Raw genomic sequence first — 6067 nt, 5'->3', positions numbered from 1 at the left:
CCCCCACCCCCTGAGGCGGGCCCCCCGAAGGAAGGGCCCCTTCTTAACGCCCTGGCGTTAAGAAGGGGCCCTTCTGCTACCGGAGGCGTTAAGAAGGGGCCCTTCCTTACCTCACCCCTTCAGGCCGCTGCGGGAGACGCCCTGGATGACGTGCCGCTGGGCGAACACGAACAGGATCAGCACCGGTACGCTCGCCAGCACCGCGCCCGCCATGATGACCGGATAGTCGGTCACGTACGCGCCCTGGAGCAGGCCCAGGCCCGCCGGCAGCGTCAGCCGTTCCGGGCTGAACAGCACGTACACCGGCCAGAGGAAGTCGTTCCAGTTGGTCAGGAACGACAGCACCGCCAGCGTCGCCAGGGCCGGCTTCGACAGCGGCAGCAGCACCCGGCGGAAGACCTGCCAGTGGTTCGCGCCGTCCAGCACCGCCGCCTCCTCCAGCTCGGCCGGGATGGACAGGAAGAACTGGCGCAGGAAGAACACCCCGAACGCGCTCGCCGCGCCCGGCACGATCACCACTGTGAGCGTGTCGATCCAGTTCAGCCGCTCGGCGATGATGAAGTTCGGGATGATCAGCGAGGTGGGCGGCAGGAACAGCGTGCCCACGATCAGCGCGAACAGCACCTTGCGGCCGCGGAACCGCATCCGGGCCAGCGCGTACGCGGCCATCGACGCGGTCACCAGCACCAGCAGCGTGTGCAGGGTGGCCGCCAGCATGCTGTTGACGAACCAGCGCAGCACCGGGTTCGCCGCGTTGTCGACGATCTGCTGATAGCCGTAGGTGGAGAACGGGTTCGGCAGCCAGCCGGGCGGCACCCGCTGCGCGTCGTCGTACGTCTTCACCGACGTCAGCAGCATCCAGACCAGCGGGGTCACGAAGATCGCGGTGATCAGCAGCAGTACGCCGTACCGCGCCACCGCGCGCATGTTCCTCATGTCGTCCCCTCAGTCTTCCCGGTAGCGGAACAGCCGGAAGTTGACGACGCTCACCACTGCGAGCATCAGCGCGAAGAACACGCTCATCGCGGCGGCCCGCCCGGCGTCGTAGTCCCGCAGCCCCTCGTCGACGATCCGCCAGACCACGGTCCGGGTCTGTTCGCCGGGCGCGCCCTGGGTGATCAGGAACGCCTGCCCGAACACGTTCGCCGAGGCGAGGATCGTGGTGGTGAAGACGAACAGCATCACCGGCCGCAGGCCGGGGATCGTGACGTGGCGGAACCGGTCCCACGCGCCCGCGCCGTCCACCTTGGCCGCCTCGTACAGCTCGGCCGGGATGTCCTGGAGGCCGGCCAGGTAGATCACCGCGTTGAAGCCGCACGTCCACCACACGGTCACGCCGACGAGTGACACCCAGGCCCACGGCACGTCGGTCACCCACGGCGTGTCCGAGGGGAGCCCGAGCACGCCGAGCAGCCGGTTGACCAGGCCCAGGTTGGCGTCGAGCAGGAACCGCCAGAGCAGGCCGATCACCGCCACGCCCAGCACGTACGGCGCGAAGAACGCGGCCCGGAAGAACGTCCGGCCGGGGAACGAGCGGTTGAGCAGCAGCGCCAGCCCGAGCGGGACGACCACGAGCAGCGGTACGGAGAACAGCGTGAAGACCCCGGTGGCCCGGACGCTCGACCACCAGTCCCCGTAGATCGCCGAGTCGCTGGAGAACAGGTCCCGGTAGTTGCCGAGCCCGACGAACGGCCGGTTGGGCAGTTGCAGATCCCACTGGTGCAGGCTGATCCAGACCCCGAACACGATCGGCGCCAGGCCGAAGACGCCGAACAGGATCAGGTACGGCGCGAGGAAGAGGTACGGCGTCGTCCGGTTGCCGCGTTCCGTCGCGCCCCGGCGGCGGGTGCGTGCCGCCGGTGGCGGCGCGCCGTCACGCGCCGCCCCGACCTCGATCACGTCCGCCACGGCGGATCAGTTCCCGTACTTCTTGCGGTTGTCCTCCAGTTGCTTGTTCGCCTTGGCCACGCCGTCGTCGAGCGCCTGCTTCGGCGACTTCTTGCCCAGCGCCGCCTCGTTGAAGGCGCTGTAGAAGGTCAGGATGACCTCGCCCAGGCCGGGCGCGGCGGGCGGGAACGCGGCGTACTCCAGTTCCGGGGCGAGCGCGTTGACCTCGGTGAGCGCGGTGAACTCGCTGCTCTCGCGGACCGCCTTGCGGGCTGGCACCTGGCCGCCCTTGGCCCAGTCCAGCGAGTGCTGGCTCAGCCAGTTGATGAACACCTTCGCCCCGGCGGTCTTGTCGGCGTTCGCGGAGCGCTGCTTGACGATTGTGAAGTTGTGCGAGTTCGCCCAGGCGGCCTTCTGGCTGCCGATCTGCGGCAGCGGCGCGACGCCCCACTGCACGTTCGGACTCTTCTTCAGGTCGTTGATCTGCCAGATGCCGTTCCAGGTGAACGCGTTCTTGCCGCTCTTGAACGCCAGGTAGTCGGCGTCCTGGCCGACGTTCGCCGGGGAGTGGCCCTGCTTGATCAGGTCGACCAGCCAGGTGCACGCCTCGACAGCCGGGTCGGAGTTGAACGTCGCCTTCGCCACCTCGGCGTCGAAGACGGTGCCGCCCCACTGGTGCAGCAGGCTGTAGTACGTCATGCCGCCGGTGAACTGGAACGGGCTGACCCAGAAGCCCTGCACGCCGGACTTCTTCAGCTCGGTGAGCGCGGCTGTGTACTCGTCCCTGGTGGCCGGCGGCTTCTCCGGGTCCAGGCCGGCCTTCTGCATGACCGCCTTGTTGTAGTAGAAGCCCAGCGGGTGCATGTCCAGCGGGATGCCGTACCGCTTGTCGTTGTAGAGGCCGCCCTTCCACACAGTCGGGGCGAAGTCGCCCTCGCTCAGCTCCAGCGCCTTCGCCACGTCGTCCAGTTCGGTGATCACGCCGCGGGCGGCGAACGTGGCGAGCTGGTCCATGTGCATGACCGCGATGTCCGGGCCGTTGCCGCTGGAGACCGCGCCGGGGAGCTTGCTGTAGTAGTCCTCCCACTGGTACGTGATCACGCTGACCGCGATGTTCTTGTGCTCGCTGTTGAACTGCTGGACGAGCGTCTTGAAGATGTCGCCGTCGCCGCCGGTGAAGCCGTTCCACAGCTTCAGGTCGACTTTCGGGCCGGTGTAGTCCTTGCCGCCGTTGCCGGACGCGCCGGAGCTGTCGGAGCTGCTGCCGCCGCCGCAGCCGCTGAGTGTCAGCGTGGCCGCCGCGCCGAGCCCGACGCCGAGCCCGAGCAGGCGCCGCCGGCTCATCTCGTTCTGGATCATGGGTACTCCTTGGGGGACGGGATGGAGTATTTGCCGGTCACAGCGCCGGCACGAAGCGCAGCAGGTTCCAGGAGGTGGCCGGCAGCAGCACGGAGGCCCGGCCGCCGTCGACAGTGGGTGTGGTGCGGTCCCGGGGCGTGACCCGCTCCGGGTCCGCTTCGGTGTTCGTGGCGTTCGGGTCGGTTCCGGCCGCCACCGTGGTGTGCGCCTCGGCCCGCAGGCCGGGCAGGCCGCGCAGGTCCAGGTCGAGCGGAAGGTCCTGCGAGCTGCGGTTGACCGCGAAGACGGCCAGCTCGCCGCTCTCCTCGTCGTGCACGGCGACGGTGTCCAGCGCGGGCACGTCGCCGTACCGCGGGGTCTCGTAGGTCGGGCCGGTGGGCTCGGTCCGCAGCACGGTGCCGCGGGCGTACCGGGCGGTCAGCGCGAACGGGTGGAAGATGCTCTGCCGCCAGGCCGGGCCGCCGTTGCGGGTACGGATCGGGGCGATCACGTTCGCGAGCTGCGCCTGGCAGGCCACGCCGATGCGGTCGGCGTGCCGGAGCAGGGTGATCAGCAGGTCGCCCACCACCACCGCGTCGACGGCTGTGTAGTCGTCCTCGATCAGCGCGGGCGCCTCGACCCAGCCGCGCCGGTCCAGGTCGGACTGGAGGCGGGACTGGTACCAGACGTTCCACTCGTCGAACGAGATCTTCAGCTTGCGCTTCTGCCGCAGCTTGGCGCCGACGTGGTCGGCGGTGGCGACGACCTCGGTGATGAAGGCGTCCATGTCGACGGCGGAGGCGAGCAGGCTGGCCCGGTCGCCGTCGGACGGGTCGTAGTAGGTGTGGGCGGAGATGTAGTCGACGTGCTCGTAGGTGTGCTCCAGCACGGTCGCCTCCCACGAGGCGAACGTGGGCATGCCCCGGTTGGAGCTTCCGCAGGCGACCAGGCTGATCGAGGGGTCGATCATCTTCATCGCGCGGGCGGTCTCGGCGGCGAGGCGGCCGTACTCGTCGGCGGTCTTGTGCCCGACCTGCCACGGCCCGTCCATCTCGTTGCCGAGGCACCACAGCCGCACCCCGTACGGCTTCTCGGCGCCGTGCTTGCGGCGCAGGTCGGACAGCTGGCTGCCGCCCGGGTGGTTGGTGTACTCCAGCAGTTCGAGCGCCTCGGTGACGCCGCGGGTGCCGAGGTTGACAGCCATCATCGGCTCGACCCCGGCCTCCGCCGCCCAGGTCATGAACTCGTCCAGCCCGAACTCGTTGGTCTCGATGGTCTTCCAGGCCAGGTCGAGCCGGCGCGGGCGGTCGCCGACCGGGCCGATGCCGTCCTCCCAGCGGTAGCTGGAGACGAAGTTGCCGCCCGGGTAGCGGACCACCGAGACGCCCAGCTCACGGGTCAGGTCCAGCACGTCGCGCCGCAGCCCTCGCCGATCGGCTGTGGGGTGGCTCGGTTCGTACACCCCGCCGTAGACGCAGCGCCCCATGTGCTCGACGAAGGAACCGAAGATCCGGCGGTCCGCCGGCGCGACCCGGAACGCCGGATCGATCGTGAGCTGCGCGTTCGGCACGATGCCAACCTCTCCCTCGCTGCTGGTGCGGGTGACCGCGGTCACTCCGCTGTCAGTGGTTTCTACAACGTTGTAAGCGCTCGTGTAAAGAGGCAGTCGCGTCGTCGTGGCGCGGTACAGTGCGGCCAGCGTTCACCGGAAGGAAGTGCAGTGCGGCACAGGCTCAAGGACGTCGCGGAGCGCGCCGGAGTGTCGGTGAAGACCGTCTCCAACGTCGTCAACGGCTACCAGCACGTGCGCGCCGACACCCGGGCCCGCGTCGAGGAGGCCATCGCCGCGCTCAACTACCGGCCCAACCTGTCGGCCCGCAACCTGCGCAAGGGGCGCACCGGTGTGATCGCGCTGGCCGTACCCGAGCTGGACATCCCCTACTTCGCCGAGCTGGCCCGGCACGTCGTCACCGCCGCCGCCGACCACGGCTGGACGGTGCTGATCGACCAGACCGGCGGCCGTTCCGAGCAGGAGCGCAAGGCCGCCAGCGGTATCGGCGACCACATGATCGACGGCCTGATCCTGAGCCCGCTCGCGCTCACCGCCGACGACCTCGCCGCGCTGGCCGGTCTGCCCATGGTGCTGCTCGGCGAACGCGTCGACCACGGCCCCGCCGACCACGTGATGATCGACAACGTGGCCGCCGCCCGCGAGATCACCGCCCACCTCATCGGGCTCGGCCGCCGCCGGATCGCCGCCATCGGCTCGCAGCGCACACCCGAGGGCGCCAGCGCCCGGCTCCGCCTGGCCGGCTACACCGCCGCGCTGACCGAGGCCGGCATCGCCTACGACGACCGCCTGGTGGCGCCCGCGCCGGCCTGGCACCGCGCGGACGGCGCCGCCGCCATGCGGCACCTGCTCACCACGGGGGTACGCCCCGACGCCGTCTTCTGCTTCAACGACACCCTTGCGCTCGGCGCGCTGCGTGCCCTGCACGAGATGGGCCTGCGCGTGCCCGAGGACGTCGCGGTGGCCGGCTTCGACGACATCGAGGACGGTCGTTTCTCGATCCCGACGCTGACCACAGTCGTCCCCGACAAGGAGCGCATCGCCCGCCTCGCGGTCGAGCTGCTGGCGGGCCGCCTGGGCCCCGATCGCGAGTCCCCACCGCGCGAACTGGTGGCCCCCCACCACGTGGCCCTCCGCGAATCCGCCTAGGGCGTGTCCTGCCGATCTTGTAGGGGTTGGTCGTTGACGATGTGTCGGTGGTGCGTCGTGGTGAGTTGACCGATGAGGCGTGGGCGGTGATCGCGCCGCTGCTACCGGAGCCGGGCGGTGCTC

5 protein-coding genes are annotated in these 6067 nt (G+C 69.9%); 1 reads left to right on the top strand and 4 read right to left on the bottom strand.

All coding sequences use genetic code 11. From position 1 onward, the window contains the following. Window positions 1–111: 111 nt before the first annotated feature. Genes ABD52_RS35700 through ABD52_RS35685 form a run of 4 tightly spaced genes read right to left on the bottom strand, consistent with a single transcriptional unit; the run spans window position 112 to window position 4795 of the window. Window positions 112–936, bottom strand: a complete 825-nt coding sequence (locus ABD52_RS35700) for a carbohydrate ABC transporter permease (protein ID WP_030269210.1) — start codon at window positions 934–936, stop codon at window positions 112–114. Between the two features lie 9 nt (window positions 937–945). Next, on the bottom strand, window positions 946–1908 hold the full coding sequence (locus ABD52_RS35695; RefSeq protein ID WP_047894644.1) for a carbohydrate ABC transporter permease: 963 nt from the start codon (window positions 1906–1908) through the stop codon (window positions 946–948). Between the two features lie 6 nt (window positions 1909–1914). Continuing rightward, a complete protein-coding gene (locus ABD52_RS35690) occupies window positions 1915–3246 on the bottom strand; it encodes an ABC transporter substrate-binding protein (protein WP_047894643.1) in 1332 nt (443 codons plus the stop codon). Between the two features lie 37 nt (window positions 3247–3283). Beyond that, the gene (locus ABD52_RS35685; RefSeq protein ID WP_047894645.1) at window positions 3284–4795 is read right to left on the bottom strand and encodes an alpha-N-arabinofuranosidase; all 1512 of its coding nucleotides are present in this window, start codon (window positions 4793–4795) and stop codon (window positions 3284–3286) included. A 150-nt stretch (window positions 4796–4945) separates the two neighbouring features. Between ABD52_RS35685 and ABD52_RS35680 the strand changes: the two genes are divergently transcribed. Next, complete coding sequence (locus ABD52_RS35680) at window positions 4946–5944, top strand: LacI family DNA-binding transcriptional regulator (RefSeq protein ID WP_047894642.1); 999 nt, start codon at window positions 4946–4948, stop codon at window positions 5942–5944. Window positions 5945–6067: the final 123 nt, after the last annotated feature.

The sequence above is a fragment of the Micromonospora sp. RV43 genome, assembly GCF_001029515.1.
Lineage (GTDB): Bacteria > Actinomycetota > Actinomycetes > Mycobacteriales > Micromonosporaceae > Micromonospora > Micromonospora aurantiaca.
The sequence above is the reverse complement of the archived record's forward strand: the minus strand, read 5'-3'. Positions and strand labels throughout refer to the sequence as shown.

Bases quoted from the DNA above. Each gene is read 5' to 3' on its own strand.
- ABD52_RS35700 (WP_030269210.1), bottom strand. From the start codon at position 936: ATGAGGAACATGCGCGCGGTGGCGCGGTACGGCGTACTGCTGCTGATC.
- ABD52_RS35690 (WP_047894643.1), bottom strand. From the start codon at position 3,246: ATGATCCAGAACGAGATGAGCCGGCGGCGCCTGCTCGGGCTCGGCGTC.